Genomic DNA, 26,246 nt, shown 5'->3' with positions numbered 1-26,246 from the left:
CGATTACCGGGCGGTAACCGCCGAAGCCCGGAGCGGAACGAACCCGGAGTCGGCGCAACCGGCTCGGCCCGCCCCGCCCGCGTCGCCGCGCCGGGCGTCAGTCGTCGGTTCGCTCGCCGAGGCGCGTCCGGACGGAGCGACCGACGAACTCGTCGAAGTCGGTCCCGTCGGCGACCGCGGTCTCCTTTTTGACCCGGTAGTTGCCGCCGTCCGTGACGTACAGGTCGCCGGGGTGGAAGAAGTACCAGTCCTCGCGGTCGAAGCGGACGCCGACTCTGGCCTTCGCGCCGAAGTTCCGGGAGAAGTAGATCAGCGCTTCGACTTCCTCGCCCGAGAGGTAGATCGGGTCGCCGGCGCTCGACTTCGCTTCGATCGCGTAGAACACCTCGCCGTTGCCGGCGAGGACGTCCGGGAGTTCGCGCGTCGTCGCGCTCCCGCTCGCGGGGGCGCGCATGACGGCGAATCCGGCCTCGTCGAGCCTGTTGACGAGTTCGCGCTCGCGGCGGTCGCCTTTCGCGTTCGACATCGCCGATAGTCTCGGTCGGAAGGACTTAAAGGAGCCGACTGTCCCCGCCCGCGTCCGCGGGTTTCTCAGGCTGATCGAGTGGTAGCCAATACCGGTCGAGCCGGCGCGGCGGCGACGCGCCAAGCGGGCCGAGGTGACTTCAGGTGCCGTGCTGCCAGCTTCCCATGTACTCCTCCTGCGCCTCGGTGAGGGCGTCGATCTCGATCCCCTCGGCCGCGAGCTTGATCTCCGCGACCTCGCGGTCCAGCGCGTCGGGCACGTCGTGGACGCCGGGCTCGTAGGCGTCGGCGTTCTCGACCACCTCGCGGACGCAGACCGCCTGGACGCCGAAGCTCTGGTCCATCACCTCGACCGGGTGTCCGAGCGCGATGGGGCTCGCGAGGTTGACGAGGCGGCCCTCGGCGAGCACGTTCAGGCGGCGGCCGTCCGCCAGCTCGTACGTCTCGACGCCCTCGCGCGACTCGTACCGGTCGGCCGCGAGGTCCGAGAGCGCGTCGAGGTCGATCTCGATGTCGAAGTGTCCGGCGTTGGCGAGGAGGACGCCGTCCTTCATGCGCTCGAAGTGCTCGCGGACGACGACGTCTCGGTTGCCCGTGGTCGTGAGGAACACGTCGCCGACCTCGGCGGCCTCTTCCATCGGCATCACCTCGTACCCCTCCATGTGCGCCTCCAGCGCCCGCCGGGGGTCGACCTCGGTGACGATCACGTTCGCGTTCTGGCCGGCGGCCTTCTTCGCGACGCCCTTGCCGCAGTAGCCGTAGCCCGCGACGACGACGTTCTTGCCCGCCCACGAGAGGTTCGTCGTCATGGCGATGGTCGCGAGCGACGACTCGCCCGTCCCGTGGACGTTGTCGAACAGCCGCTTCATCGGCGTGTCGTTCACGGCGAAGACGGGGTACTTCAGCGCGCCGTCGGCGTCCATCGCCCGGAGGCGGTGGACGCCCGTCGTCGTCTCCTCGCAGCCGCCGACGATCGTGTCGATGAGGTCGGGGCGGTCCTCGTGGACGGCGTGGACGAGGTCCATCCCGTCGTCGACCGTCACGGTCGGCTCGTGGGCGACGACGGCCTCGATGGCGTCGTAATACCCCTCCTCGTCCACCCCGCGGACGGCGTAGGAGTTGATGTTTTCGTTGGCGTCGAGCGCGGCGCTCACGTCGTCGTGCGTCGACAGCGGGTTGCAGCCGGTGATGGCGACCTCCGCGCCGCCGAGCGCGAGCAGTTCGACCAGGTTGGCCGTCTTCGCCTCGACGTGCATCGCCATTCCGACGGTCTGTCCGTCGAGCGGTTTCTCGGCCTCGAACTCCTCGCGGAGCGCCCGCAGGATCGGCATGTGCTGCAGCGCCCAGTCCATCTTGCGCCGCCCCTCGGCGCGCGCGGCCTCGACGTCGTCGAGGTGCTCGCTCACGGGGGGATACGCGGTCGTGCTCATACGGGAGCGTTCGGCGACGCCGCCCAAAACCCTACCGAAGCGTCGAGCCGCGTGCGAAACCGGGGAAACGCGTCCCGCTCGTCCGTCGCGGACAGCGTCCGCCCTCCCCGTCGCGGATCGCACCCGTCGCTCCCGTCGCGGACGGCGTCCGGACGCCGTCCGACCGTCGTCGACTCGCCGGCGCGACGTCAGCGGATCGCCGCTCCGCCGACGACGGGGCCCAGTCCGACCTCGATCTGAACGTCGACGCCTCGCTCGTCGTCGCCGTCCGTTCCGTCGTCACCGCCGTCGTTCTCGTCGTCCTCGCCCTTCTCGTCGCTTCCGGCGTCCGCGGTGCCGTCCGGCGTCGGGCTGCGGTCCGTCGGCGGTCCCGCCCACGGAGGCGGCCCGCGGCGGTCGTCGACGGCGTCGGTACCCTCGGCTCCGTCGGACGGGGGACCGGCGCGACCGGACGCCCGCTCCGAACTCGGGTTGTTCTCCCGGGCGAACGCCGAGACGCGCTCGCCGATGCCGCCCTCGTCGTCGGCCGCCCCGTCCGACCCGAGGAGGCTCACCACGAACGCGGAGACGCGCAGGCCGAACGGCGTCGGCTCGGTCTCGGTTCCGGCGGGGTCGAGCCTCACCGTCGTCTCGGCCGTCTCACCGCCGACGGCGGCCGCGGCGGTGACGTTCACGGACTCGTTCGGCGCGGGCAGCCCGACCGTGCCGTTCTCGCCCGTCGTGTAGTTGCCGACGCCGGCGTAGTCCCGATCGGCGGAGACCGCGACCGGCGCGCCCTCGACGGCGCCGCCGTCGCGCGTCACCGACACGGTCGCCGCGCCGCCGTCTCCGTCCTGTTCGATCGCCACCTCGACGCCGCCGTCGGCCGCCGCGACCCCGACGGACGCCGGGGCGACGGCGGCCGCGAGCAGCACCGCTGCGAGAGCCACTGCGAATCGGCTTCTCCCTCCCATTACGTCCGACCGATCGGAGGCAACTGTAATAAATAGAGACATTCGTTCTATCCGTTCATTCAGTTTCGTCCGGCGTGAAACGGCCCCAAAGTCCGGTTTAGATGATGTTCGGTCGTCGACCCCGGGGAAGCAATCAGCACGAGTACCCTTTCCGAGCGCGCCTTAGTCGAGCCGGGCGAGCAGCGCGGCGGTCCGCTCGCGCGCGCTCGCCAGCACGCTCTCGGCGTCGAGCGTCAGCACCTCCCGGTCGCGCATGAGCACCCGGCCGTCGCAGACCGTGTGCCGCACGTCGGAGCCGCGCGCGGCGTACGCGAGGTGGCTCACGAGGTCGTGGGCCGGCGTCAGGTGGGCAGCGCCGAGATCGACTACCGCGAGATCGGCGTTCGCGCCGGGCTCGATCCGGCCCGAGCCGAACCCGACGGCGTCCGCGCTCCCCGCCGTCGCCATGCGGACGACGCTCTCGGCCGCGACGGCGCTCGGATCGTCCGCCGCGAGCTTGCCGAGCAGCGCCGCGTCGCGCATCTCGCCGAACGCGTCGAGGTCGTTGTTCGACGCCGCGCCGTCGGTGCCGACCCCGACGGTCACGCCCGCGTCGAGCATGCGCTGGATCGGCGCCATCCCGCTCGCGAGCTTCATGTTCGACGCCGGGCAGTGGATCACCCCGGTGCCCCGCTCGGCGAGGAGGTCGATCTCCTCGGCGTTCACGTGGACGCCGTGGGCGAGAAAGTCTTCCCCGGTCAGCATGCCGAGGTCGTCGGCGTAGACCAGCGGGCGGACCCCCCGCTCGTCGACGATCGGGTCGACCTCGTTCGCCGTCTCGTTGGCGTGAAAGTGGATCGGAACGCCGATCTCGCGGGCCTCGGCGACGCTCTCGCGGAGGAACTCCTCGCCGACGGTCGTGAGGCTGTGGGGCATGAACGCGGTCGAGACGCGGCCGTCGGCCGCGCCGTCGAACTCCCGCGCGACGTCGAGGCTCTCCTCCACGTCGGCGCGGGCGTCGCCGTCGTCCTTCCCGACGGTGACCGCGCCGTGGCCCAGCCGGGCGCGCATCCCCGCCCGGTCGACTGCCTCGACCACCTCGGGGACGTGGAAGTACATGTCCGCGAAGGCGGTGGTCCCCGACCGGATCATCTCCAGCATCCCGAGCTCCGCCCCGGCGCGCACGTCCCCGGGGGAGAGTTCCGCCTCCGCCGGCCAGATGTCGTCCCGGAGCCACTCGTCGAGCGGCTTGTCGTCGGCGTAGCCGCGGAGGAGCGTCATCGCGGCGTGCGTGTGGGCGTTGACGAGGCCGGGGATCACGAGCCCGCCCGACGCGTCGAGCGTCTCGGCCGCGTCGGCCGCCGTCGCGTCGAGGTCCCCGACCTCCGCGATCGTCCCCGCCTCGCGGTCGACCAGCACGTCGGCCTCGACGACCCGCAGGTCCGGAAGCAACGCCCGTCCGCCGGCGATGAGCAGCGCGTCCATACCCGGGGTACCGGGCGACGGGGCCTTAATCCACCGCCTTTCGGTCCGCGTCTCTTCGTCCGCGTCTTACGCACCGCGTCTTTCCGTCCGCGTTCCGTCGGCGTCTTACCGCGCCGTCCTTCGGATGCGCCGAGGGGATCGGACGCGCAGAATTATCCCACCGGCGGTCGTCAGTCTCGCTATGTCAGTTCCGGTCGCCCGTCGTCCGTTCGTCCGCCTGCTCGTGGGGCGCCGGGGGGCGTTCCGATCGGTCGTCCCGCTCGCCGCGGCGCTCTTTCTCGTCGGGTTCGCGGGGTTCGTCGGCGCGCGCGAACTCGGACTCCTCCCCGGCGCGCTCGTCCCCGGCCTCGTCGCGACGGTGCTCCTGATGTCCCTCCCCGCGACCGCGAGCGCCTACCGGGGCGGGGGCCTGTTCGCGAGCCTGGTCCTCGGCACCGCCGCCGGCGCGGGCGTGCGCGTCGGCGTCTCGACCGGGCCCGCCGGCGGCGATTTCGCGACGGCACTGGGCGTGAGCGTCGCCTACGGGTTCGCCGTCGGGACGGTCGGGTTCCTCGCGGGCGCGGCGCTCCGGGGCTCCGTCGGGCGGGAGGCGCGGGGGAGGTAGTGCGGGTCACTTTCGCTTCGCTTTCCGAACCGCGGCCTCGATCGCCGAGCGCGTCCCGCCGGGGTTCGCCGTCGGCGTGTACGTCTCGCCGTCGACGACGATCCGCGGCACGGTGGAGATCGGGATCGACCGCACCCGCTTCATCGTCGCGTCGATCAGGTCCGCGTACTTATCGCTCTCGACGGCCGCGTCGAGGTCGGCGTCGTCGGAGACGCCCGCGGCGTCCGCGATCGCCTCGATCCGGTCGGCCGTGTACCAGCCGTTCTCGCGGCGGTAGTTGTGGAAGACGTACGCGAAGAACGACCAGAAGGACTCTGGATCGCCGTGCCAGACCGCCTGTCCGGCTCGCGCGAGGCCGGGTTCGTCGGGGCCGTGGAAGGGTTCGCCGTCACTGTAGGGGACGGCCCGGAACTCCAGATCCACGTCGCCGGGCTCGACGAACGCCTCCAGCAGGTCGCCCATGCCGTCGAGCACGAACCGCTTCGTGTACGGGCACTTCCAGCCGCCGTACAGCGTCACCCGGACCGGGGCCGTCCCCGTTCCGGCGACCGGGTACTCGCGCTTCGCCGCGTCCTTCGGAACCGAGACGGAGCTGATCTTCCCGTCCGGCTTTTCGAGCTTCAGGGGCGACTCCTTCGGCTGTTCGGCGGGCTCGTCGGTCGACCGTTCGGTCGCGTTCTCCGGCGTCGATTCCGTCCCCGACGGGGATTCCGTTTCCCGATCGTCGGGCGCGTCCGTCGCGCCGCTCCGGGCCTCCGATCCGTCCGACAGCAGCCCGGTGCAGCCGGACAGCCCCGCGGCGGCCGTCGTCCCCGCGAGACCGAGAACGGCCCGTCGTGTCCTTCGATCGTTCATGCGATCCGAACATTCACCACGGGGCGATTTTGTTAATCACCGCAAAACGGGGGAGTAACGTCGGCATACTCGCCGTTGACCCCCCTCGTCGGTCGGCGAAGAGACGGGGTCGAAACAGTGTTCCCCCGTCGGCGTGAGGGGAGGGTATGCGCATCGCCGTGCCCAACAAGGGGCGCCTGCACGAACCGACGATGGAGCTCTTAGAGCGCGCCGGGCTTCACATCGAAAACGGCGCGGACCGGAAGCTGTACGCCGAAACGGTCGACCCCGACGTGACGGTGCTTTTCGTCCGCGCGGCCGACATCCCCGAGTACGTCCGCGACGGGGCCGCCGACGTCGGCGTCACCGGCCTCGATCAGGTCCGCGAGTCGGGCCACGACCTGGTGGACGTGCTCGATCTGGGGTTCGGCCGGTGTCGGCTCGTCCTGGCCGCCCCGGAGGACGGCGACATCGAGGCGGTCGAGGACGTGTCCGGCAGGACCGTCGCCACCGAGTTCCCGACCGTCGCCCGCGCGTACTTCGAGGAGCGGGGGATCGATCCCGAGATCGTGCGCGTGACGGGCGCGACCGAGCTCACCCCCCACGTCGAGATGGCCGACGCCATCATCGACATCACGAGCACGGGCACGACGCTCGCGGTGAACCGACTCGCGATCGTCGACGAGGTGCTGGAGAGCTCCGTCCGCCTGTTCGCGCGGCCGGACGTCGCCGACGACGACAAGGTGCGGCAGGTGGCGACGGCGCTCGAATCCGTGCTCGCGGCCGAGGGCAAGCGCTACCTGATGATGAACGCCCCGAAGGAGCGGCTGGACGACGTCCGGGAGGTCATCCCCGGCATGGGCGGGCCGACGGTGATGGACATCGCGGGGGACTCGAAGGTCGCGGTTCACGCCGTCGTCGACGAGCGCGACGTGTTCGCGGTCATCGACGACCTCCGGGCGGTGGGCGCGACGGACATCCTCGTGACGGAGATCGAACGACTCGTCGAATAGCCCCTCTCAGCCGCGGCGGCGGAGGTCCGGAACGGTCACCTCGGGGTCGATCCGGACCGCGCCGTACCGCCACCGAACCCACCCGACGATCGCCAGAGAGCCGAGGGCGATCGCGGCGGCGCCGATGAAGCCCGCCTCGGGGCCGAACTCGCCGCCCGTGACGAGGTCGGGGCCGCGCTGTTCGACGGCGACGACGGTCGCGAAGGGGGCCAGCCCGCTCACGGGGAAACCGTACACCGCGCCCTGAAAGAAGTTCCACGTGATGTGCAGGCCGATGGGGATCGAAAGCTCGCCGGTCAGCACGTAGCCGAGCGCGAGGAAGACCCCCGCGAGGGAGATGTTGAACGTGCTCAGAGCCGTGGCGTTGGGGTTGTTCGCGTGCAGGACGCCGAACACCGCGGACGAGAGGAGGAGCGCGACGGCGACCGCGCCGCGTCGGCCGATCGGGCCGAACCCGTCGAGCCCCTCGGCGACGTTCGTCAGGAGGTAGCCGCGGGCGAACAGCTCCTCGTACACGCCGACGAACAGAAAGAGCGCGAGCGCCGAGACGAACCCCGGGAGGAACGCCCCCGACGCCGCCCGGAGCGTCCCCGTCACGCGCACCCAGCCGAGGGCGAGTTCGGCCGCGAAGACGAGCGTCATCAGCGCCGCGCCGAGCGCCAGCCCGAAGCCGAAGTCGACCCACCAGTCGCGGTCGAAGCGGAAGCCGAAATCGGAGAGCCGACGCCGGTCGAGCAGCAGTCCGGCGAGGAGGACGACGAGGACGAACAGGGTTCCGACGGCCGCCTGCGCGACGGTCACGATCGCCACGTCGGCGACGGCGGTTCCCAGGAAGCCGACCAGCGCCACCCGGACCGCCCCGAGCGACGGAGCGACGAGGAGGCCGAATCCGACGAACGAGGCGGCGAGCAGGACGATCGCGGCGAGGATCCGCCAGAGGGCGCGGAGGCGGCGTTCGTCACGGTTCCAGACGAGCGACGCGGGGTCGAGGGGCATACCGGCGTTGCGGCTGCGGCGGACTTGACTCCTGTGCCCTCCGCTCTCGTCGTCCGGCTCGGCCGCGGCGAACGCGGCGGACGGTTCCCCTTCGGGCTCTCGCTCCGAGATCACCCCGGCGCGCTCGTCGCCAGAAAGAGCACGCCGAACAGCACGGTTCCGAGGATGACGCTGACGACGACGTGGATCAGGGTGATGTAGGCGGTGACGCCGGCCGACCGGCCGTACAGGTAGCGGATCATCCCGGCGTCGGCGAGGACGGCGACGAGCAGGGCGAGAAACGAGTTGACGCCGAGCGCGGTCGAGACGACGCCGATGGCCGCCGGGACCGGCCCGACGGCGAAGGCCTTCTTCACCTCGACGTCGCCGAGGACGTTCCGCGCGGCGATGTGCGCGGTGAGCGTCAGGAACAGGGCGAACAGCCCGAACGTCCCGGCGATCGCCAGCGGGCTCCCGACCGACCCGGTCTGCAGGGTGACGACCATGCGAGCGGGTTCGGACCCCGGGACTTTGGTCCTGCCGCTCCGCGGGCGGAGTCGGGCGGAGAACCCGCGGGTCGACGCCGGCGAGGCGTCGTCGACGATCCGCGACCGTCGATTCCCGGACGGTCAGTCAGTCGATGCTCGGCCGGCGATCAGTCGAGTAGGCCGAGTTCTTCGAGGCGGGCGGTGATCTCCTCGACGGCGTGCTCGGCGTCCACGGGCTTCTTGCCGCCGGTGATAACGAGCTTCCCGGAGCCGAACAGGAGGGCGACGACCTCGGGTTCGTCGAGGCGGTAGACGAGGCCGGGGAACTGCTCGGGTTCGTACTCGATGTTCTCCAGGCCGAGGCCGATGGCGATGGCGTTCAGGTTCAGATTGCGCCCTAGGTCGGCGCTCGTGACGATGTTCTGGACCGTGATCTCGGGGTCCTCCTCCACCTGGATGTTCAGCTCGCGGAGCTTGTCGAAGACGATCTGGAGGCTCTCGTGGACGTCGTCGGTCGACTTCGCGCCGGTGCAGACGATCTTGCCGGACCGGAAGATGAGGGCGGCGGACTTCGGGTTCTGGGTCCGGTAGACGAGCCCCGGGAACTGCTCGGGATCGTAGTCTGCCCCCTCCAGGTCCATGGCCACGCTCTGAAGGTCGAGTTCCTGGCCGATTCCCGTGGAAGCGACGACGTTCTCGATGTTGATGGTGTCCTTGGGGTCGGTCATGTAACGATTTAAGTGTCGTATTTAAGGTTTAAAAAGGTTGGTACCGGTCGCTGATAGTTCGGGAACGCGGCGGATCCGACACGCTCATGGCCGGACGCGCACAGGGTCGACCGTGTACTGTCTCGAACTCGCCGGGGAGGACGACGCGTTCGCGGCGCGCGAGGCCGAGAGCGCCGCGGCCGGCGTCGAAGTCGTCGCCCCCGGCCTCGCGGTCGCGGGGGGCGTCCGCCCGGACCGGGTTCGGTCGCTCGCGTACACCCGCCGGGCGAGCGAACTCGTCGGCCGGACCGACGCGAGCGTCGAGAGCGCCCGGCTCCTGCTTGTGGCCGCGCCGATCGACCGCGAGGGCACCGTCGCGGTCCGCGCGCGCGACGTCCACTCGGCGACCGGCGTGAGCACGCGCGAGGTCGAGCGCGAACTCGGGCGGACGCTCGTCGAGCGCGGCTTCGCGGTCGACCTCGACGACCCGGATCACGAACTCCGGGCGCTGTTTTCGGACGACGCGTGCCTGCTCGGCTGGCTCGAAGCAGAGAGCGTCCGCGACTTCGGCAGCCGAAAGCCCACGGACCGGCCCTTCTTCCAACCCGGCAGCATGGACCCGCTGGACGCGCGAGCGCTGGCGAACATCGCGGGCTCGGCCCCCGGCGCGACGGTGCTCGACCCGATGTGCGGGACGGGCGGCGTCCTGATCGAGGCGGGGCTCGTCGGCGCGCGGGCCCTGGGGATCGACGCCCAGCGGAAGATGGTCCGGGGGGCGCGCGAGAACCTGCGCGAGTACCTCGACGGCGACGCCGCGGACCGGCGACGGGACGAGGGCGCGCCGTGGGACGTGCTCCGCGGCGACGCGACGGCGCTGCCGCTGTGCGACGACGCGGTCGACGGCGTCGCGTTCGACGCCCCGTACGGCCGGCAGTCGAAGATCGCCCGCCACGACCTGCGCGATCTGGTCGCCGGGGCGCTCTCGGAGGCGCGGCGGGTCGCCCCGCGGGCGGTCGTGGTGGCGGACCGGTCGTGGCGGAGCGAGGCGGTCGACGCGGGGTGGCGCGTCGAGGCGGTCTTCGAGCGGCGGGTCCACCGGTCGCTGGTTCGGCACGTGCACGTGCTGGAACGGGCGTAAGAGAGAGGCGACGCAGGCTCACGATCGCGGAGAACGCGACGACCGACCCGCGCCTCACTCCCGCCGCTCGACGAGCACCGTCTCGCCCGCCCGCACCCGTTGCCCGTTCTCCACCAGCACGTCCCCGATATCGACCCAGGCCGGCAGCAGCACGTCCGCCCGGCTCCCGAAGGCGATGTGGCCGATCCGGTCGCCGCGCGTCACCGCGTCCCCGGCCTCGACGTAGGGGTGGATGCGGCGGGCGAACCACCCGGCGACGAGCGACACCTCGTGGGTGCCGAAGTCGACGTCCACCCGCTCGTTGCGCTCGGACTCCTTCGAGAAGGCCGGGCGGTTCGCGCCGGGGCGGTGGCGGACCGACTCGACGTAGCCGTCCAGCGGCGCGCGGTTGACGTGCACGTCGGTGACGTTCATGAACACGCCCACCCTGACCCTGTCGCCTTCCTCGCGGATCACCGATATTTTTCCGTCGGCGGGCGAGACGACCCCGGTCGGCGGCGGAGCCCGTTCGGGGTCGCGGAAGAACGCGAGGACGGCGGCTCCGGCGAGAAGGCAGAGGAGGCCGACGGCGGGCGAGGCGACGAGGAGCGGCGCGCCGAGGAGCAGCGGCGGCGCGGCGAACCGCCACGCGCCGGGCGCGAACCGCGGACTGACGCTCACGCGGCCCCCGCGGGCGTCACGCGCATCACGCACATCACGCGCTCGATCCGTCCGCGCCGTCGGCGTCGTTCGCCCAGGCGGCGAGCAGGTGCGTGAGGTGGAGCCGGTCGTCCGTGCCGATCGCCAGATCCATGTCGACTCGCCCGGCCAGGAGGTGCAGGCGGGCGAGATCGTCGCCGCCGTAGGTCCCCCGAGCGACGCGGAGGAGCTCCCCGAGGAGCTCCTGTCCGCCGTAGCTCCCCTCGTCGAGGAGGCCGGAGAGCGCCTTTCGCGCGGCGGCGACGTCGCCCGACTCGGCGGCTTCGAGCGCGCCGCGGATCTCGTCGTCGCGGCCGATCTCGCCGAGCGTCTCGTAGGCGGCGGTCATGGTGATCTCGCCGGCGTCGCTCGCGGTCGCCTGCGCGCCGAGAATCGCCCGCCTGACGTTGCCGTCGGCGTAGCCCGCGACGTATTCGAGGCCGTCGGCCTCGTACTCGACGCCCTCCGCTTCGACGATCCGTTCGAGGACGGCGACCGTCTCGTCCGTCGTCGGGGCTCGGACCGGGACGGGGAAACAGCGCGAGCGGATCGGGGGGATGAGCTTCGAGGGCTGTCGCGTGGTGATCACGAACTGCGTGGTCCGGTGGTGCCGCTCCATCACCCGGCGCAGCGCCTGCTGGAAGTCCTCGCGGATCGCCTCGGCGTTGTCGAGCACGAGCGTCTTGAAGTCCCCCGAGACGGGGGCGTAGCTGGCAGACTCCTTCAGGACGTGGTTGATCATGTCCCGCTTCGCCATCCGACTCCTGCCGGCGAGGAACGGCTCGAAGCGCGGGTCCTCGCGGATCTCCTTCTTGGTTCGGTCAAAGAAGTCGGCGACGTTGAGTTCGATCAGGTCGTTGTCCGGGTCGGCGTGCGTTTCCTCGGCCAGCGCGCGGACCGCCGCGGTCTTGCCGACGCCCGGCGGCCCCTGCAGGACGAGGTTCATGGGCTCGTCGACCGCGCGCGAAAGGCGCTCTCTGACCTCCTCCTGGGGGAGGTCGTCGAGCGTCGGCGCGTGCGTCTCCGTCCACAGCGGCGCGTCCATCGGGACGGGGTAGTCGACGCCGGGGTAAGAATCGGTCGGTTGGCGGCTCGGAGACGCGACGGCGGCGCGTTCCGACACGCGTTTAGTCCGTCGCCCCCGAGAGCGGGGTATGTCGATGCGCGTGACGTTTCTCGGAACCAGTGGGGCGGTCCCGACGACGGAGCGGGCCCCGAGCGCGATCCTCGTCAACCGCGAGGGGCAGCGCCTCCTCTTCGACTGCGGCGAGGGCACCCAGCGGCAGATGATGCGCTTCGGCACCGGCTTCGCCGTCTCGCACATCTTCGTCACGCACCTGCACGGCGACCACATCCTCGGGATCCCCGGGCTGATCCAGAGCTGGGACTTCAACGACCGCGAGGAGCCGCTCGCCATCCACGCCCCGGCCGGCACCCGAAAGCACGTCGAGGGGCTCGTCCACGCCGGCGGCTACCAGCCGGGGTACGCGGTCCGCGTTCACGAGGTCCGGCCCGGATCGACCGCGCTTCGGGGGGACGACTGCGAGGTGCGGACCTTCCGGACGGAACACCGCACCCGCTCCGTGGGCTACGCCCTGATCGAGGACGAACGCCCCGGCCGGTTCGACCGGGAGAAGGCGGAGGAGCTGGGAGTCCCGGTCGGCCCGAAGTTCGGAACGCTCCACGAGGGCGAGCCGGTCGAACTGGAGGACGGCCGCGTCGTTCGACCCGAACAGGTCGTCGGCGAGCCGCGGCCCGGCCGGAAGTTCGTCTACACCGGCGACACCCGGCCGACGGACGCGACCGTCGAGATCGCCGAGGACGCCGACCTGCTCGTCCACGACGGGACGTTCGCCAGCGACAACGCCGGGCGGGCCAGACAGACCGCCCACTCGACGGCGCGGGAGGCCGGGGAGATCGCCTCGCGGGTGAACGCGAAGCGCCTCGCGCTGACGCACGTCTCCTCGCGGTACGCCGGCGACCCCTCGCCGCTGGCCCGGGAGGTCGCGGAGGCGTTCGACGGCGAGTCGTTCGTCGCCGCCGACGGCCAGAAGGTCGAAATCCCGTACCCGGACGCGGAGTAGCGAAGCGCCACCACGGATCGAATCCGGGGAGGGACTTCGGAGACCGAGCCCAGTCGAGTCGGCCGCGGTGGAATCGACGGTCGCGAGGGGGAATCGAAGGCCACCGAGGAAGACTTTAACCCCGAGGCTGCCCTTCTGTGGTGAGGAACACGCCCCGATCATGCCGACTACCACGTTCCACATCGTCGATGTCTTCGCGGAGCGGAAGTACGCCGGGAATCCGCTCGCCGTCGTCGAAGGCGGCGCCGACCTCTCCGACGACGAGATGCAGGCGATCGCCGCCGAGATGAGCTACTCCGAGACGACGTTCGTCGAGTCCACGGAGCCCGACGAGGGAGGCTACGACGTCCGCATCTTCACGCCGCAGGCCGAGATCCCCTTCGCGGGTCACCCGACGCTCGGGACCGCGTCGGTCCTCCGGGGCCTGATCGACGGCGCGGCGACCGGCACCGGGGGCTCCGACGACGAGCCGGACGGCGAGATCGTCCTCAACCTGCCGGTCGGGCAGATCCCGGTCCGGATCGAGGAGACGGACGGGCGGGAGACGCTTTGGATGACGCAGCGCCCGCCGACGTTCGGGGAGGCGTTCGACGACGAGACCGTCGCCGAGATCGTCTCGCTCTCGCCCGGCGCGCTCGACGGCGCGTGGCGGCCGCAGGTCGTCTCGACGGGGCTACCGACGCTCGTCGTCCCGCTCTCGGACCGCAGCGCGCTGACGCGGGCAGAGGCGAACCGGCAGGCGTACGACGCGTTCGTCGAGCGGACCGGCGCGAAGAACGTCCTCGTGTTCTGCCCGGAGCCCCGGAGCGGCGACAACGATCTCGCCGCTCGCATGTTCGCCCCCGGCCTCGGCATCGCCGAGGATCCCGCGACCGGATCGTCGAACGGCTGTCTCGCGGCGTACCTCGCCGAGCACGGGTACTTCGGCGACGAACCGGTGGACGCGCGGGTGGAACAGGGGTACGAGATGGGCCGGCCGTCGCTCCTGCACCTGCGAGCCGAAAAGCGAGGCGAGGAGATCACCGTCGACGTCGGAGGGAGCGTCGTCCCCATCGCCAGGGGACAACTGCTCTGATCCGGTTCGATGAACGCACGAGGAGGCGGCGAGCGCGCGGGTCGCCGCCGTGGGGTATTTATTCGGCGCCGTCCTACGCGGGGCCGTGAACGCCCGGACGAGTGCGCTCGATTCGCTGGTGTTCGGCGTCGACGTTCAGAGCGGTGACATCCGGGGCGACGCTCCCTCCTACGCTCTCGTTGCGTTCGACGGCGAGCACATCGACCGCGACGTCGTCTCCTTTCGAAAGCTGCGACGCCTCGTATCGCGAGAGAAGCCGGCCATCGTCGCGACGGACAACATGTACGAGCTCGCGGAGGACAAAGAGTCCCTCGTGCGCTTTCTCCGCTCGCTCCCCGAGGAAACGAAGCTGGTGCAGGTGACGGGAGCGGAGCGGCCGGAGCCGCTCTCGCGCGTCGCCTCGCGCCACGGCGTCCCCTACGGAAAGAACCCGATGAAGGAGGCCGAGGCCGCCGCGAGACTCGCGGCCGCGAACGTCGGCTACGAGGTAGCCGCCTTCACGAACACGACGACGGTGAAAGTCTCCCGCGGCCGTTCGACGGGCAAGGGCGGCTGGAGCCAGGACCGGTACACCCGCCGCATCCACGGCAACGTCAGGAACGCGGCGCGGAAGGTGGAGTCGAAGCTGAAGGAGGCGGGGCTGGAGTACGAGCGCGACGTGACCGAGAAGTACGGCGGCTACGCGAACGCGACGTTCACGGTCAGAGCGAGGCCCGGCGACATCCCGGTGTCGTCCCGCCGGTCGGGGGACACGCGGATCGAGATCGAGCCGGTCCGACGCGACGGGATCGAGTTCGAGCCGCTCGCGAAGCGTCGCGACCACGTCCTCGTCGGCATCGATCCCGGCACGACGACCGCCGCGGCCGTCGTGGATCTCGAAGGGACGGTCCTCGACATGTACTCCTCGCGGACGGCGGACACGGCCGGCGTGATCGAGTGGCTCATAGAGCGCGGGCGGCCGATCGTCGTCGCCGCCGACGTCACCCCGATGCCCGAGACGGTCGAGAAGTTCCGCCGCAGCTTCGACGCCGCCGGGTGGGAGCCGACCTCCGACCTCCTGGTCGACGAGAAGCTCCACCGCACCCGGAACGCGGAGTACGACAACGACCACGAGCGGGACGCCATGGCGGCCGCGCTGTTCGCGTACGACGCCCACGAGGACCAGTTCGAGCGCATCGGCCGGAAGGTGCCGCCGCAGTTCGACCGCGAGGAGGTCATCGCCCGCGTCGTCGCCGGCGGCGAGTCGGTCGAAGCGGTGCTTTCGGACCTCGCCGAAGACGACGAGCCGGAGGAGGAGTCCGAAGAACACGGCCCGCGGGAGCTCACCGAGGAGGAAAAGCGCGTCCGCCGGCTCGAAACGCAGGTCGATCGGCTCGAAGGCCACGTCGAGGACCTGAAGGAGACGCTCCGCGAGAAGGACGAGCGCATCGAGGAGTACAAACGCGAACTGTCGGACGCCCGGCGCGAGGAGCGACGGAAGGCGCGAGAGCGGCGCGAGGTGAACCGCCTCGAACGCGAGAACGGGCGGCTGAAGCGTGAACTCGACGCCGAACGCGAGCGCGTCGACGAGCTGGAGAGCAAGCTCGCGCGCCTGAAAACCCTCTGGAAGCTCGATCACTCCAATTTCTCGGACGTGGCCGAAGGACGCGGGCTCGTGCCGGTCAAGGTGATAGATCAGTTCACCAGGGGCGCGATCGAGCGCGCGGACGAGAACTACGGCCTCGCTCCCGGCGACGTCGTGTACCTCCGGGACGCCAGCGGTGCGGGCCGGAGCACGGCCGAACTGCTCGCCGAGACGGAGCCGCGGGTCGTGCTCCGCGACGGCGGGCTGTCGGACGTCGCCGACGAGGTGCTGTTCGAACGAGAGGTTCCGGTCGGCCCCGCCGCCGACGTGACGATCCAGGAGGTCGACGAACTCGCGGTCGCCCGCGAGCGCGAAATCGAAGGCGTCATCGACGACTGGGAGACGCGCGCGAGGGAGCGCCGCCGGGAACAGAAGGTCGACATGGTCGACCAGATCATCTCCGAGCACCGCGCGGGCGAGGGTCGGAGCGACTGATCGCTTCCCCGAGCGTCGGTTGCGTCGACGCCCAAAGAGCCATCAGACGCCGGGGAGAACGGACACGGTGGGATGTCACGCGCGCCGCCGGCAATCGGTTCCGCCCGCACCGACAGACGCATCGAAGCCGCGCGGGTCGTCGGTCCGAGCGACGGCCGGGGGACGGCGCGACGGTCGCGATGACGAACGTCCGGGTCGCGTTCGCGGCCGTCCTCGTGGCGGTCCTGACGCTCGGATCCGCCCTCGTGCTCCGCCCGTTTCTCACGTACCTCCTCGCAGCCGCGCTCCTGGCGTTCGTGCTGTATCCGCTGCACCGTCGGCTGGCGCCCGCCGTCGGGGAGCGGCTCTCGGCCGGCGGATTGGTCGCGTTTTCGATGCTGGCGCTGGTCGCGCCGCTGGCCGCGTTTTTGAACGCCGCCCTGAACGCGACACCGCGGGCGCCCGACGCGTTCGGCCGCGCCCCGATCGTCCGTCGGACGGAACGGACCCTGGAGGGGGTGCTCGGGATCGAGGTGTCGCTCGGAGCGTGGGCGAACGCGGCGATCGACCAGGCCTCGGACGTGCTGGCCAACGAGGGTTCGACTATCGCCGGCGCCGGACTGCACGCGCTGTTCGGCGTACTGCTCCTCATTTTCGTGCTGTACTACCTGCTCAAGGACGGAGAACAGCTGGTGTCGTGGACGAAGTACGCGACGCCGCTTCCGCGGCCCGTACAGGAGGATCTGCACGCGAGAGCCGAACGGATGACGTGGGCGGTGATCAAGGGACACGTGTTCGTCGCGATCGTGCAGGCGATCGTCGCGGGCGTAGGGCTCTTCGCCGTCGGGATTCCGAACGCTGGCTTTTGGACGCTCGTCATGACCTTCCTCGCGCTGCTGCCGATCGTCGGCGTGGGGGCCGTACTCGGCCCGGCCGTCGTCTACCTCTTCGTGCTCAACCGCGTCGTGGCGGCCGCGCTCCTCGCCCTCTACGGGGCCACCATCGTCGCGCTCATCGACGACTACCTCCGAGCGATCCTGATCGACCGCGGCTCGACGATCCACTCGGCGGTCATCCTCGTCGGCGTGTTCGGCGGCGTGTACGTGCTCGGTCCGATGGGGCTCTTCTTCGCCCCGATCCTGCTCGGCCTGTTCAAATCGACGATCGAGGTGTTCGACGACCACTACGAGGTGTTAGAGCGACCGTGACGGGGAGGCGGCCGGCAACGTCGACCGGAGAATCGGCCGGGTAGCAGCGACTGAGCAGGTCCGGACCGCACCGGGCGAATCCAGAACGGGGGAAAGGGGGGCGAACAGGCGGCACAGGCGTCCGCGAAGCGGCGTGCCGCGCACCCGCCTCGACTCGCTTCGCGGCGACTCACTCCTCCACGAGCGTCGGTGGGCCCGTCATCGTATTTGAACGCTCGGAGACGAGAGCGAGCGATCCCGAAACTCGCGCTGACACGCGATGTCCGCCAGCCTCCCGACGCCGATCCGCTCGCCGTCGGTCCGGGACTCCTGCCGCCCTCGTGAGCATGAACCACCGATCGCGTGGCGCGTTTTCAGAAGTCATATCCCGCACCCCACAGTGCACTCTCGTATGGACGCCTACGAGCGGATCACCCGGAACGTCTCCGAGGTGGTCACGGAAGACGAGGTGCGCGCGCTAGCCGAACAGCCGGAAGGCAAGCGGGCGTACGTGGGCTACGAGCCCTCGGGCGTCCTCCACATCGGCCACATGCTCACGGCGACGAAGCTCATCGACCTCCAAGAGGCGGGCTTCGAGGTGACCGTGCTGCTCGCGGACGTGCACGCCTACCTCAACGACAAGGGGACGTTCGAGGAGATCCGCGAGACTGCCGACCGGATGAGAGAGCAGTTCGTCGCCTACGGTCTCGACGAGGAGAGGACGGAGTTCGTCCTCGGCTCGGAGTTCCAGTTCGACCGCGAATACGTGCTCGACCTGCACGCGCTGGAACTCGAAACGTCGATGGCGCGGGCCGAGCGCGCGATGGCCGAGATCAAAAGCGGCGAGACGGCGAAGGTGTCGCAGGCGGTGTACCCGCTCATGCAGGCGCTCGACATCGTCTACCTCGACGTTGACCTCGCCGTGGGCGGGATGGAGCAGCGGAAGGTCCACATGCTCGCGCGGGACACCCTCCCGAGCATCGGCGAGGAGGCGCCGACGTGCCTGCACACGCCGCTCATCGCCGACCTCTCGACGGGCGTCGGCAAGATGTCCTCCAGCGCCGGCGTCACGATCTCGATGGAGGACTCGACGGCGGACATCCGCGAGAAGGTGAACAGGGCGTACTGTCCGCCGACCCGCGATCCCGAGCCCGACGACGATGGCAACGAGCGCGAGAACCCGGTGCTCCAGATATTCGAGTACCACGTCTTCCCGCGCTTCGAGGCGGTCGTGGTCGAGCGCCCCGAGAAGTACGGCGGCGACCTGACCTACGACGACTACGAGTCGCTCGCGGCCGACCTCGAATCGGGCGAGCTCCACCCGGCGGACGCGAAGGGGGCGCTCGCGGCGTACCTGGACGAGCTCATCGCACCGGGTCGAGAGATGATTCGATCGGAGTGAGACGAATCTCGGTCGGAGGGGGGTGGACTTTCGATCGGGACGTCCCTTCGATCCGAACGAGACTGACCGGACTCCGAGCGCCCTGATCCGACCGCCCACCCCTATAAAATGTTTTACGTCGCGGGACCGAACCTCTCGCACATGAGCGAGAACGAAGGCAGACGCGACCTCCGAATGCCCGACGACGACGAGGTGTTCGCGACGGTGACGAACATGCTCGGCGCGAACCGCGTGAAAGTGCGCTGTGCGGACGGCAAGGAGCGAACCGCCCGGATCCCGGGTCGAATGCAGAAGCGGATCTGGATCCGCGAGGGGGACGTCGTCCTCGTGGAGCCGTGGGACTGGCAGGACGAGAAGGCCGACATCACCTGGCGCTACGAGAAGGCTGACGCGGACCAGCTCCGCCGCGAAGGACACATCCAGTAACGCCTCGATTTCTGTGACGGCACCAGTACGCCGAACCGACTCGTCGCGGCCCGTGAGCGGCCGCCGTCCGGCTCGCGGGAGAGCAGTCGCGCCGTCACCTGTGAGGCTTTTGGCGCCGGCGTCCGTAGGGGGAGGCGAATGAGCGACGAGTTCGGCCTGCTCGAACCCGAAGCGGGCGAGGGCTTCGGCGACGAGTGGGAGGAGATCGACGTCTCCGACACCGAGGCCGACCGCATCGCGCGCCGCCGAGACAGGGAGTTCGACGAGTTCAGAAAGCGCATCAAGGACGCCGACCAGTTCAAGGTCGAGCAGTCGGTCTTCGACGACGCCACCTTCGCCGCGCTCTACAAGCTCGTCCAGGACGGCCACGTCGAGGCGTTCGGCGGCCCGATCTCGACGGGCAAGGAGGCGAACGTCTACGAGGCGCTCGGGGCCGAGGAACGCGACGTGGCGGTCAAGGTCTACCGGATCAACGCCTCGAACTTCCGGCACATGAGCGACTACCTCGAAGGGGATCCGCGATTCCGCGGCATCGGAAACGACAAGAAGAAGGTCGTCCTCGCGTGGACCCGAAAGGAGTTCGCCAACCTCGAACGCGCCGAGAAGGCGGGCGTGCGCGTGCCGGAACCGATCGCCGTCGAGCGCAACGTTCTCGTGATGGAGCTCGTCGGCCAGGTCGACGACCGCGCCCGCCGCCTGGCGGAGGTCCGCGTCGAAAACCCCGAAACCGCCTACGAGGTCGTCCGAGAGTACATGCGCCGCCTCTACGGCGCCGGCCTCGTCCACGGCGACCTCTCGGAGTACAACCTGATCGTCCACGACGGGGAGCTCTTCGTCATCGATCTCGGGCAGGCGGTCACGGTCCACCACCCGAACGCCGACGAGTTCCTCCGCCGCGACTGTACGAACGTTTCGAACTTCTTTTCGAGACAGGGTATCGCCGTCGACGGAGACGACTTGTACGACTACGTGACCGAGGCGGAGCCGGATCTGTCGAGCTGAGCGGAGCTACGACTCGTCGGTGTCCGGCGGTTTTTCGACCACGAGGATCGTCACGTCCCAGTCGGGGTGTTCGCCGTCATTGCGACACTCCCACCCCCCTCGACGGAGATATCGTTGTCGTACGCCTCTCGAACGAGCAGCCCGAGTCGAGCGTTGAACTGTTCCGCGGTGGTGATAGCGTCGTCCGAAGGCGTTGTAGGTACCATTTTTGAAGCTCCGTTCGCGTGGAGAAATACGGGATCAATGATGCGAAGGAACCGAAAGGCACGCAAGGAGTTCCGCTACCCACGGGATACGATGGAATCCTCGCAACACTAGGCTTGCATTCTCAGCCTGATCTAATCGACGGGGAGGGATAAGTCGTCCCCTCGCACCCGCGCTCGCAGCTCTACAACTTCGACACGTTCGCACCGATCCCTCGATCCGTCGAGCGGCCATGGTCTACCAGGCACCCCCACTATCCCGCAGCATGGTCTATCAGGGTACGAGTGGATGAGCGTCATTGTCGAGTTTCGGATTCCGGCCGGCTCATTCGAGCTAGGCCGGATGCTGAAGATGGGAGGCGAAACGACGATCGACCTCGAGACGATGGTACCGGTCGGCGGGACGGCGGTGCCGTTTATCTGGGTGTACAACGCGGACCGCCGCTCGTTCGAAGAGCGGACGCGAAACCATCAGTCAGTCCAGAATCTCAAAGAAGTGGACGTTTTCCAGGACCGGACCCTGTTCGCGCTCGAATGGTCGATCGAACGCGACGATCTGTTCGGAGGAATCGCCGCCCAGAAAGCGCAGATACTGAGCGCGAAAGGCGAAGGGGAGTCGTGGGCGTTCGAAGTACGCTTTCCGGATCACAAATCGCTCTCCGACTTCCAAGAACACTGTTATGCGACGGGGATCGAGCTGGACGTGCTTCGCGTGTACAACCCGAGCAAGCCGGGGACCGTATCGGGCTACGGGCTCACAGCGCGCCAGCGCGAGGCCCTGCTACTCGCTGTCCGACGCGGCTACTACGATATCCCGCGCCGAAGCACGACGGTCGAGATAGCCGACGAGCTCGACATCTCCAACCAGGCGGTAACTGAGCGGTTGCGGCGTGCGATCACGTCGCTGGTAACGAACACGCTTCTGACAGGCGATTCCGACGAGTGAACGCAGCCCCGTTTCGGGTATTTCTCGGCGCTAACCGCGGGAGGAGCATGGTACACCATAGCGAACTCTCATTGGCCGATGGGCACACTGACTCCCGTAGATGGAGAAATACCGCACGGAGGGACCAGGGAGGAGAGATGCCGAGACGGCACGGGGACGGAAGCATGGGAAACGACGGGAATAGCACCGCCGCACTACTCGATAGCGTCTTCGAACTGCTGTCGAAGCGCCGGCGGCGGCGTCTCCTGTACTACCTGATGTCGAAGGACGGCGCAGTGTCGTTTGACGAGCTCGAAGAGCGGGTTCTGCGCGGAGACGCCGGCGGGTTCGACGACGGACTCGCGAGTCGAGCGGACGACTCCGACGCTCCTACAACGAGATCTGCCGAAACTCGCCGCCGCCGGAGTGGTCGAATACGACAGCCGTAGCGGGATGGTTCGATACGTGAGTAGGCCGGTGGTCGAAGAGTGGGTGGAACACGCGAGGCACAGAGAGATAGGTAGGGAGTCGGAAAACTAAGTGATCGTGCGGGAACGGCTCGGAGCGTCCCGGGCGATCAGCCTACGGTCGATGGGCGTCGACGTCCATCCGTCGACGCACTGCGGACCGGACGAGATCGCGACGGGTCCGCCGGGGAGCCGGGTCGAGTTTTCACAGTCCGCTCTCGCGGCGCGGCCGGCGAAATTCTCATATCCGTCAGCCGAGTAGATCCGGCTGACTATGTCCGCACCCGGTACGCCGTGGCGCTGGCGGGAGCTGCTCCCGGGAGCGGACAGTCCCGCGGACGACCGCGTCGCGGCGTAACCCTGCGCGGCCGGTCCGGGCGCTCACTCCGTTCTTCCGCGCTTCGCACCGTTTCCGAGCGACGCCGGCACGAACTGTCGGCGCGAATCACCGACACGAACCACCGACATGAATCACGCGCAGGATTTCACCGTCACGCCGTACGCGGTCGAGGGCGAGGTCGACTACGACCGCCTGCTCGACCGCTTCGGCGCGGACGCGCTGACCGACGAACAGCTCTCGCGGTTCCCGCAGCCGCCGCACCCGCTGCTCCGCCGGCGGGTGTTCTACGCCGGCCGCGACGTGGACCGGTTCACCGAGGCCGCGAACGAGGGGGGGACGGCCTCCGTCGTGACCGGTCGCGGCCCCTCCGGCCCGATGCACCTCGGCCACATCCTCCCCTTCTACTTCGCGAAGTGGCTCCAGGAGGAGACGGGCGCGTACGTGTACGTGCCGCTGTCGGACGACGAGAAGTACTTCGCCAAGGACCTCACCTTCGACGAGATACGCGAGGCCACGCGCGACAACGTCCGCGACCTGCTCGCGGTCGGCTTCGACCCGGAGCGGACGCGCATCGTCGTCGACACCGCGGACGCGGACGTGATCTACCCGCTCGCCGCCGAGTTCGCGAAGGACGTCACCCCCGCGACCGTCGAGGCGACCTACGGCGAGCCGCCGAACGTCGGGCTGTCCTTCTACCCGGCGATCCAGGCGACGCACCTCCTCCTGCCGCAGCTCGTCCACGGCCGCCACCCGACGACCGTCCCCATCGCCGTCGACCAGGATCCGCACGTCCGCCTGGCGCGGGACATCGCGGGCAAGCGTCGGCACGACGTGGAGAAGCCCGGCGCGCTGCTGTCGAAGTTCCTCCCGCGGCTGGGCGGCGGCGGCGGGAAGATGAGCACGTCCGACGAGGAGCCAAGCGTCCTCCTCACGGACGACCGGGAGGCGGTCCGCGAGAAGGTGATGAAGTACGCCTACTCCGGCGGCCGCGCCGACGTCGAGGAGCACCGCGAGAAGGGCGGCGACCCGGACGTGGACGTCGCCTATCAGCTCCTGTTTTACTTCTTCGAGGAGGACGACGCGACCGTCGAACGGCTCGCCCGGGAGTACCGCGACGGGGAGCTGTTGACGGGGGAGCTCAAAGAGTACGCGGCGGAGCGGATCGCGGATTTCCTGGCGACGCACCAGTCGCGGCGGCCGGACGGGGACGTGAGCGAGGCGGTCGCGCCGTACCGGCTGACCGAGGAGGAGCGCGGGCGGCTTCGGCCGGACGTGTTCTGATCCGCGACGCCGGCGAAGGCGGCGTTCTCACCGCGCGAAGGGAACCGGTGGCGTTAACAGACGGGACCGACTAGATGTTCGGCGGTATGGACAACCTCAGAATCGGCCTCTCGTACGGCGACGTCCTGTTGGTCCCGCAGCGATCGCCGGTCGACAGCCGGAGCGACGTCGACCTGTCGACCGACCTCACCCCGAGCATCCGGCTCGACACCCCGCTCTTGAGCGCCCCGATGGACACGGTGACGGAAGCCGAGCTCGCGATCGCGCTCTCGCGCGTCGGCGGCTTCGGAACGATCCATCGGTTCCTGACGATCGAAGAACAGGCCGCCGAGGTCCGCGCCGTGAAGGACGCGGGCGAGCGCGTCGGGGCGGCCGTCGGCATCAACGAGGACTACCTCGACCGCACCGAGGCCGTCGTCGACGCCGGCGTCGACGCGGTCGTGGTGGACGTCGCGCACGGGCACCTCGAAAAGTGTCTCGACGCCGTTGAGCACATCCGGGCGGAGTTCCCGGCGGTCGAGCTGGTCGTCGGCAACGTGGCGACGCCGGCCGGCGTCGAAGACCTCTACGGCGTCGGCGCGGACTGCGTGAAGGTCGGCATCGGTCCCGGATCGCACTGCACGACGCGGAAGGTGGCGGGCGCGGGGGTGCCGCAGCTCACCGCCGTGGACGACTGCGCGAGCGCCGCCCGCGACCTCGACATCACCGTCATCGCCGACGGGGGGATCCGCACCTCCGGCGACGCCGTCAAGGCGCTCATGGCCGGCGCGGACACGGTGATGATGGGGAGCCTGTTCGCCGGGGCCGAGGAGTCGCCGGGCGCGGTCATAGAGCGCGACGGAATCCGCTACAAGCGCTCCCGCGGCATGGCCACGACGGCCGCGGCGGAGGAGCGATCCGACAAGGAAAACGAGGTTCGCGCCGACGAGGGCGTCGAGGGCTTCACGCCGTACAAGGGGCCGGTCGCGGAGGTCGTCTCGGAGTTCGCCGCGGGCATCCAGTCGGGGGTGAGCTACTGCGGCGGCCGCACCATCCCCGAGGCGCGCGAGAAGGCCGAGTTCGTCCGCGTCGCCCCCAGCGCGCAGGAGCGCGAGGGCGCGCACTACGACCACGCGTGGGAGAACGTGGGCGTCGACACCGTCGCCAGGGCCGTCGCCGAGAAGTCCGACTGAACGGCGCTGCTTCGTCCCGCGTCGCTCCCCCGAGCCGTGCGCTCGTTCTCCGAAACCGAGTTTGATCCGCAGAGACTCCGCCGGCAGAATAGTCGGAAGAGCGACAATGACACGAACAGTAGCTCTGTGAGGAATATATCGATATTTGAGAGTAACGCGACCGTTCGCGAACCGCCAAGCCGACGCCGGGGGCCGAGCGTCGGCTCGTAGTTCGACCGTTCGCGATCGACTCGGAGCGGGCGTATCGGCGTCGCGTTCCGGCGTCGAGGCCGGGGACGGGACGCCGCGACCGTGGACAAACTCTTAAACGGCTCCGCCCGGTAGCACGCGTATGCAACACGTGAAGGTTCCGCAGGACCGCATCGGTGTTCTCATCGGTGACGGCGGCGAGACCATGCGCGAGATCGAGCGCCGGGCCGAAGTCCGCCTCGACATCGACTCCGAGACCGGGGCGGTCGCCATCGACTCGGTCGGCGACCCCGTTGCAGGGCTCGTCGCGCCCGACATCGTCCGGGCGATCGGTCGCGGATTCCCGCCGGAAGCCGCCCTCTCTCTGCTCGAAAACGACGTGCGGATGTTCGACCTCATCGACCTCGGCGAGCAGACGAGAAACAAGAACGACCTCCACCGACAGAAGGGCCGCCTCATCGGCGAGAACGGACGGACGCGCGAGCTGATGGAGGAGCTCACGGGCGCGAACGTGGTGATCTACGGCTCCACGCTCGGCATCATCGGCCAGCCCGAGGAGGTCGAGGCCGTCCGCCGGGCGGTCGGGATGCTCCTCGACGGCGCGCCGCACGGCGCGGTGTACTCGTTCCTCGAACGCAAGCACAACGAACTCACGCGGGGGTTCGACCCCCACCTGTCGGGATAGCCGAGTCCGTCCGCCGAAGCGGTCGGTTCGGAGATTCGAACCGTGTCTACCTCTCGATAAATATCAGCTTTTCAACGCCGACGGACATTTAATGACTTATTACCCATGAGCCCCACCCACTCGTAGGTTCGGTATTGAGTCGAATACGAGTGAACCACCAATGACAACCAGCCAACCACCGACAGTTACGGCACAACAGACCGGGCTTCGCTCCGCTCACGCGCGCCGCGCTGGGATCGCCGCGACGGCCGGGGGCGCGCTGTTCGTGCTCCTGCCGTTCGTCGAAAGTATCGTCAAGGACCTGTTCCCGTTCGTTCCGGCGTCCGTCGTCTTCGCGCTGCCGGAGGTCGCCAGCTTCCTCCTGCTTCTCGGCGGGCTGTACGGCGTCTTCTTCCGGTACATCGACGGGACGAGCACCGTCGGCCTCGGCGGCGCGGCGCTCGTCGGCCTCGGGCTGATCGCGCTCTCCGCCGGATCGGCCCTGGGGGTCGTCGCCGGCGAGCGAACGATGACCTCGCCGGGCGGTCTCGCCGTCTCGCTCGGCTACTTCGCGGTCGTCATCGGCGGCATTCCGCTCGGGATCGACCTCAGGCAGGCGACGGGGCGGGTGCCGGCGCGCCTCGCGGCCGGGCTCCTCATCGTCTCGCTTCCCGTGGCGCTCGGCGGCGTCTGGCTCCTCGAAACGGTCGTCGGCCCGTCGGTCAGCGCGGAGCTGACCTGGCTCGCGCTCGGGCTGCCGGTCGGCCTCGCGTTCGCGCTGCTCGGAACGCAGCTCTGGGCCGATCGGGCGTAGCGTCGCAGCGCCGACCGAGCGGATGGGAGGCCCTCCCCGTCTGCGCCTCCCCGTCCACGCGTCGGGACGGAGCGCGAAGGCCCCCATCCCGATTCCGTGCGTCGGTTTGTCACGGATCGGTGGCGAAGATTTTTTATAGAAGCACAAACAATCCCGGAGTGATTATGG

27 protein-coding genes are annotated in these 26,246 nt (G+C 69.5%); 16 read left to right on the top strand and 11 right to left on the bottom strand.

Annotation, left to right across the window (positions count from 1 at the left end; translation table 11 throughout):
- Positions 1 to 97: 97 nt before the first annotated feature.
- From hjc to CNO20_RS05500, 4 genes are all read right to left on the bottom strand, one after another.
- Positions 98 to 526, bottom strand: coding sequence for a Holliday junction resolvase Hjc (gene hjc / locus CNO20_RS05515; protein WP_101295146.1), 429 nt, complete (start codon positions 524 to 526; stop codon positions 98 to 100).
- Positions 527 to 665: 139 nt separating this feature from the next.
- Positions 666 to 1,955, bottom strand: a complete 1,290-nt coding sequence (locus CNO20_RS05510) for an adenosylhomocysteinase (protein WP_101295145.1) — start codon at positions 1,953 to 1,955, stop codon at positions 666 to 668.
- A 188-nt stretch (positions 1,956 to 2,143) separates the two neighbouring features.
- A complete protein-coding gene (locus tag CNO20_RS05505) occupies positions 2,144 to 2,884 on the bottom strand; it encodes a hypothetical protein (RefSeq protein ID WP_199174744.1) in 741 nt (246 codons plus the stop codon).
- A gap of 186 nt (positions 2,885 to 3,070) precedes the next feature.
- Positions 3,071 to 4,372 (bottom strand): amidohydrolase, encoded by a 1,302-nt coding sequence (locus tag CNO20_RS05500; RefSeq protein WP_101295144.1) that lies wholly within the window; start codon positions 4,370 to 4,372, stop codon positions 3,071 to 3,073.
- Positions 4,373 to 4,553: 181 nt separating this feature from the next.
- On the opposite strand from CNO20_RS05500, the gene CNO20_RS05495 reads away from it, so the two are divergent.
- Positions 4,554 to 4,976: a hypothetical protein gene (locus CNO20_RS05495; RefSeq protein ID WP_101295143.1), complete on the top strand. Its 423-nt coding sequence runs from the start codon at positions 4,554 to 4,556 to the stop codon at positions 4,974 to 4,976.
- Positions 4,977 to 4,982: 6 nt separating this feature from the next.
- Here the strand turns inward: CNO20_RS05495 and CNO20_RS05490 are convergent, their stop codons facing one another.
- Positions 4,983 to 5,831, bottom strand: a complete 849-nt coding sequence (locus tag CNO20_RS05490; protein WP_101295142.1) for a DsbA family protein — start codon at positions 5,829 to 5,831, stop codon at positions 4,983 to 4,985.
- Between the two features lie 146 nt (positions 5,832 to 5,977).
- On the opposite strand from CNO20_RS05490, the gene hisG reads away from it, so the two are divergent.
- Complete coding sequence (hisG, locus tag CNO20_RS05485) at positions 5,978 to 6,823, top strand: ATP phosphoribosyltransferase (RefSeq protein WP_101295141.1); 846 nt, start codon at positions 5,978 to 5,980, stop codon at positions 6,821 to 6,823.
- Positions 6,824 to 6,829: 6 nt separating this feature from the next.
- On the opposite strand, the gene CNO20_RS05480 is transcribed toward hisG, so the two are convergent.
- The 3 genes from CNO20_RS05480 to CNO20_RS05470 form a co-directional block, all read right to left on the bottom strand.
- A complete protein-coding gene (locus tag CNO20_RS05480; RefSeq protein WP_101295731.1) occupies positions 6,830 to 7,819 on the bottom strand; it encodes a CPBP family intramembrane glutamic endopeptidase in 990 nt (329 codons plus the stop codon).
- Between the two features lie 110 nt (positions 7,820 to 7,929).
- Positions 7,930 to 8,304 (bottom strand): DUF7473 family protein, encoded by a 375-nt coding sequence (locus CNO20_RS05475; protein ID WP_101295140.1) that lies wholly within the window; start codon positions 8,302 to 8,304, stop codon positions 7,930 to 7,932.
- A 149-nt stretch (positions 8,305 to 8,453) separates the two neighbouring features.
- The gene (locus tag CNO20_RS05470) at positions 8,454 to 9,014 is read right to left on the bottom strand and encodes a TATA-box-binding protein (RefSeq protein ID WP_101295139.1); all 561 of its coding nucleotides are present in this window, start codon (positions 9,012 to 9,014) and stop codon (positions 8,454 to 8,456) included.
- A gap of 112 nt (positions 9,015 to 9,126) precedes the next feature.
- On the opposite strand from CNO20_RS05470, the gene CNO20_RS05465 reads away from it, so the two are divergent.
- Positions 9,127 to 10,131: a THUMP domain-containing protein gene (locus tag CNO20_RS05465; RefSeq protein WP_101295138.1), complete on the top strand. Its 1,005-nt coding sequence runs from the start codon at positions 9,127 to 9,129 to the stop codon at positions 10,129 to 10,131.
- Between the two features lie 54 nt (positions 10,132 to 10,185).
- On the opposite strand, the gene CNO20_RS05460 is transcribed toward CNO20_RS05465, so the two are convergent.
- On the bottom strand, positions 10,186 to 10,791 hold the full coding sequence (locus CNO20_RS05460; protein WP_101295137.1) for a protein sorting system archaetidylserine decarboxylase: 606 nt from the start codon (positions 10,789 to 10,791) through the stop codon (positions 10,186 to 10,188).
- 34 nt (positions 10,792 to 10,825) lie between these two features.
- On the bottom strand, positions 10,826 to 11,854 hold the full coding sequence (locus CNO20_RS05455) for an AAA family ATPase (protein ID WP_101295730.1): 1,029 nt from the start codon (positions 11,852 to 11,854) through the stop codon (positions 10,826 to 10,828).
- A gap of 109 nt (positions 11,855 to 11,963) precedes the next feature.
- Between CNO20_RS05455 and rnz the strand changes: the two genes are divergently transcribed.
- The 7 genes from rnz (at position 11,964) to rio1 (ending at position 20,023) form a co-directional block, all read left to right on the top strand.
- Complete coding sequence (gene rnz, locus CNO20_RS05450) at positions 11,964 to 12,893, top strand: ribonuclease Z (protein ID WP_101295136.1); 930 nt, start codon at positions 11,964 to 11,966, stop codon at positions 12,891 to 12,893.
- Between the two features lie 160 nt (positions 12,894 to 13,053).
- Complete coding sequence (locus CNO20_RS05445) at positions 13,054 to 13,968, top strand: PhzF family phenazine biosynthesis protein (RefSeq protein WP_101295135.1); 915 nt, start codon at positions 13,054 to 13,056, stop codon at positions 13,966 to 13,968.
- Positions 13,969 to 14,053: 85 nt separating this feature from the next.
- The gene (locus CNO20_RS05440; RefSeq protein ID WP_101295134.1) at positions 14,054 to 16,027 is read left to right on the top strand and encodes a DUF460 domain-containing protein; all 1,974 of its coding nucleotides are present in this window, start codon (positions 14,054 to 14,056) and stop codon (positions 16,025 to 16,027) included.
- A gap of 179 nt (positions 16,028 to 16,206) precedes the next feature.
- Entirely contained in the window at positions 16,207 to 17,214 is a 1,008-nt protein-coding gene (locus tag CNO20_RS05435) for an AI-2E family transporter (protein ID WP_101295133.1), read from the top strand.
- Between the two features lie 391 nt (positions 17,215 to 17,605).
- The gene (locus CNO20_RS05430; protein WP_101295132.1) at positions 17,606 to 18,595 is read left to right on the top strand and encodes a tyrosine--tRNA ligase; all 990 of its coding nucleotides are present in this window, start codon (positions 17,606 to 17,608) and stop codon (positions 18,593 to 18,595) included.
- A gap of 141 nt (positions 18,596 to 18,736) precedes the next feature.
- Positions 18,737 to 19,021, top strand: coding sequence for a translation initiation factor eIF-1A (gene eif1A / locus CNO20_RS05425; protein ID WP_101295729.1), 285 nt, complete (start codon positions 18,737 to 18,739; stop codon positions 19,019 to 19,021).
- A 138-nt stretch (positions 19,022 to 19,159) separates the two neighbouring features.
- On the top strand, positions 19,160 to 20,023 hold the full coding sequence (gene rio1 / locus CNO20_RS05420) for a serine/threonine-protein kinase Rio1 (RefSeq protein WP_101295131.1): 864 nt from the start codon (positions 19,160 to 19,162) through the stop codon (positions 20,021 to 20,023).
- 50 nt (positions 20,024 to 20,073) lie between these two features.
- Here the strand turns inward: rio1 and CNO20_RS05415 are convergent, their stop codons facing one another.
- Positions 20,074 to 20,229: a hypothetical protein gene (locus tag CNO20_RS05415; protein ID WP_199174743.1), complete on the bottom strand. Its 156-nt coding sequence runs from the start codon at positions 20,227 to 20,229 to the stop codon at positions 20,074 to 20,076.
- Between the two features lie 286 nt (positions 20,230 to 20,515).
- Between CNO20_RS05415 and CNO20_RS05410 the strand changes: the two genes are divergently transcribed.
- The 6 genes from CNO20_RS05410 (at position 20,516) to CNO20_RS05385 (ending at position 26,078) form a co-directional block, all read left to right on the top strand.
- Entirely contained in the window at positions 20,516 to 21,172 is a 657-nt protein-coding gene (locus CNO20_RS05410) for a helix-turn-helix domain-containing protein (RefSeq protein ID WP_101295130.1), read from the top strand.
- A gap of 282 nt (positions 21,173 to 21,454) precedes the next feature.
- A complete protein-coding gene (locus tag CNO20_RS24490) occupies positions 21,455 to 21,691 on the top strand; it encodes a DUF7344 domain-containing protein (RefSeq protein WP_449405037.1) in 237 nt (78 codons plus the stop codon).
- A gap of 393 nt (positions 21,692 to 22,084) precedes the next feature.
- A complete protein-coding gene (locus CNO20_RS05400; protein WP_101295129.1) occupies positions 22,085 to 23,239 on the top strand; it encodes a tryptophan--tRNA ligase in 1,155 nt (384 codons plus the stop codon).
- An 86-nt stretch (positions 23,240 to 23,325) separates the two neighbouring features.
- Positions 23,326 to 24,411, top strand: a complete 1,086-nt coding sequence (locus CNO20_RS05395) for a guanosine monophosphate reductase (RefSeq protein WP_101295728.1) — start codon at positions 23,326 to 23,328, stop codon at positions 24,409 to 24,411.
- 331 nt (positions 24,412 to 24,742) lie between these two features.
- On the top strand, positions 24,743 to 25,285 hold the full coding sequence (locus CNO20_RS05390; protein ID WP_101295128.1) for a KH domain-containing protein: 543 nt from the start codon (positions 24,743 to 24,745) through the stop codon (positions 25,283 to 25,285).
- Between the two features lie 160 nt (positions 25,286 to 25,445).
- The gene (locus CNO20_RS05385) at positions 25,446 to 26,078 is read left to right on the top strand and encodes a hypothetical protein (protein WP_143423148.1); all 633 of its coding nucleotides are present in this window, start codon (positions 25,446 to 25,448) and stop codon (positions 26,076 to 26,078) included.
- The last annotated feature ends 168 nt before the right edge of the window (positions 26,079 to 26,246 follow it).

This window comes from Halegenticoccus soli (assembly GCF_002844195.1).
In the GTDB taxonomy this organism is placed as follows: Archaea; Halobacteriota; Halobacteria; order Halobacteriales; family Haloferacaceae; genus Halegenticoccus; species Halegenticoccus soli.
Note: the sequence above shows the minus strand (reverse complement) of the source record. Positions and strands in the feature narration are given on the sequence as shown.

Excerpts from the sequence above, each read along its gene's own strand:
- CNO20_RS05385 (WP_143423148.1), top strand. The coding sequence starts at position 25,446 with ATGACAACCAGCCAACCACCGACAGTTACGGCACAACAGACCGGGCTT.
- CNO20_RS05475 (WP_101295140.1), bottom strand. The coding sequence starts at position 8,304 with ATGGTCGTCACCCTGCAGACCGGGTCGGTCGGGAGCCCGCTGGCGATC.
- rio1 (WP_101295131.1), top strand. The coding sequence starts at position 19,160 with ATGAGCGACGAGTTCGGCCTGCTCGAACCCGAAGCGGGCGAGGGCTTC.
- CNO20_RS05480 (WP_101295731.1), bottom strand. The coding sequence starts at position 7,819 with ATGCCCCTCGACCCCGCGTCGCTCGTCTGGAACCGTGACGAACGCCGC.
- CNO20_RS05470 (WP_101295139.1), bottom strand. The coding sequence starts at position 9,014 with ATGACCGACCCCAAGGACACCATCAACATCGAGAACGTCGTCGCTTCC.
- CNO20_RS05510 (WP_101295145.1), bottom strand. The coding sequence starts at position 1,955 with ATGAGCACGACCGCGTATCCCCCCGTGAGCGAGCACCTCGACGACGTC.
- CNO20_RS05390 (WP_101295128.1), top strand. The coding sequence starts at position 24,743 with ATGCAACACGTGAAGGTTCCGCAGGACCGCATCGGTGTTCTCATCGGT.
- CNO20_RS05490 (WP_101295142.1), bottom strand. The coding sequence starts at position 5,831 with ATGAACGATCGAAGGACACGACGGGCCGTTCTCGGTCTCGCGGGGACG.
- hjc (WP_101295146.1), bottom strand. The coding sequence starts at position 526 with ATGTCGAACGCGAAAGGCGACCGCCGCGAGCGCGAACTCGTCAACAGG.
- CNO20_RS05435 (WP_101295133.1), top strand. The coding sequence starts at position 16,207 with ATGACGAACGTCCGGGTCGCGTTCGCGGCCGTCCTCGTGGCGGTCCTG.
- rnz (WP_101295136.1), top strand. The coding sequence starts at position 11,964 with ATGTCGATGCGCGTGACGTTTCTCGGAACCAGTGGGGCGGTCCCGACG.
- CNO20_RS05430 (WP_101295132.1), top strand. The coding sequence starts at position 17,606 with ATGGACGCCTACGAGCGGATCACCCGGAACGTCTCCGAGGTGGTCACG.
- eif1A (WP_101295729.1), top strand. The coding sequence starts at position 18,737 with ATGAGCGAGAACGAAGGCAGACGCGACCTCCGAATGCCCGACGACGAC.
- CNO20_RS05455 (WP_101295730.1), bottom strand. The coding sequence starts at position 11,854 with ATGGACGCGCCGCTGTGGACGGAGACGCACGCGCCGACGCTCGACGAC.
- CNO20_RS05445 (WP_101295135.1), top strand. The coding sequence starts at position 13,054 with ATGCCGACTACCACGTTCCACATCGTCGATGTCTTCGCGGAGCGGAAG.
- CNO20_RS05400 (WP_101295129.1), top strand. The coding sequence starts at position 22,085 with ATGAATCACGCGCAGGATTTCACCGTCACGCCGTACGCGGTCGAGGGC.
- hisG (WP_101295141.1), top strand. The coding sequence starts at position 5,978 with ATGCGCATCGCCGTGCCCAACAAGGGGCGCCTGCACGAACCGACGATG.
- CNO20_RS05410 (WP_101295130.1), top strand. The coding sequence starts at position 20,516 with ATGAGCGTCATTGTCGAGTTTCGGATTCCGGCCGGCTCATTCGAGCTA.
- CNO20_RS05495 (WP_101295143.1), top strand. The coding sequence starts at position 4,554 with ATGTCAGTTCCGGTCGCCCGTCGTCCGTTCGTCCGCCTGCTCGTGGGG.
- CNO20_RS05500 (WP_101295144.1), bottom strand. The coding sequence starts at position 4,372 with ATGGACGCGCTGCTCATCGCCGGCGGACGGGCGTTGCTTCCGGACCTG.
- CNO20_RS05395 (WP_101295728.1), top strand. The coding sequence starts at position 23,326 with ATGGACAACCTCAGAATCGGCCTCTCGTACGGCGACGTCCTGTTGGTC.
- CNO20_RS05415 (WP_199174743.1), bottom strand. The coding sequence starts at position 20,229 with ATGGTACCTACAACGCCTTCGGACGACGCTATCACCACCGCGGAACAG.